Annotated in this window: 1 protein-coding gene; it reads right to left on the minus strand. The window is 79.4% G+C overall.

The window, feature by feature from the left end; translation table 11 throughout:
* A partial coding sequence (locus ACJA3G_RS37955; protein ID WP_406557539.1) for a molybdenum cofactor guanylyltransferase occupies positions 1–520 on the minus strand: 520 nt, incomplete at its 3' end.
* Positions 521–782: the final 262 nt, after the last annotated feature.

Genomic DNA, 782 nt, shown 5'->3' on the forward strand with positions numbered 1-782 from the left:
GGGGGGCGGCGAGGTGGGCGAGGCCGAGCTTCCGGGTCAGCAGCCGCAGGGGGAGGCCTGCCAGGCCTCCGTGCTCGGCCGCGACGAGGGCGAGAGCGCGGCGGAGCGGCTCGGCCCGGTAGGCGGCGACGAGCGGCTGTTCCCGCCCGCCGTCGTCGACGCACAGGACGCCTTCGTGTCCGCCCGCGACGAGCGCGTCGAGCAGGGCCGTGACGGTGGGCGCGCCCAGGAAGGGCAGGTCGGCGGAGAGCGCGAGCACCAGGGGGGCGGTGGTCTGCCGGAGCCCCGCGTCGAGGGCGGCGAGGGGTCCGCCGCCGGCCGGTTCCTCCCGCGTCCACCGCACGGGCCGCGTCGTGGTGCGGGGCTCCCCGACCACCACGGTGGTCCCGGCCCCGGCACAGGCGGCGAGCACCCGGTCGAGCAGCGCCCTGCCACCCACCAGCACCCCGGGCTTGTCCGCCCCACCGAGCCGCCGCGCGGCCCCTCCGGCGAGCACGATGGCGTCATAGGGCGTCGTCATCCCAGCAGTATGGGCGCACGACATACGAGAGAGCCCGCCCGGGGCACGGCACGCGGCCCGACGGGTCGAGCGAGGGGCTGCGTGCCGGATTGCGTGACGGGCCGCGTGACGGGCCGCGTGACGGATTGCGTGACGGATTGCGAGCAGCGGCCGGGGGCCGAGGGGCAGCCGGAGCCGAGGGGCAGCCGGGACCGCGGGACGGCCGGGACCGCGGGACGGCCGGGGCCGCGGGACGGCCGGGGCCGCGGGACGGCCGGGGGCC

Source organism: Streptomyces sp. YS-3 (assembly GCF_045257485.1).
Taxonomy (GTDB): Bacteria; Actinomycetota; Actinomycetes; order Streptomycetales; family Streptomycetaceae; genus Streptomyces.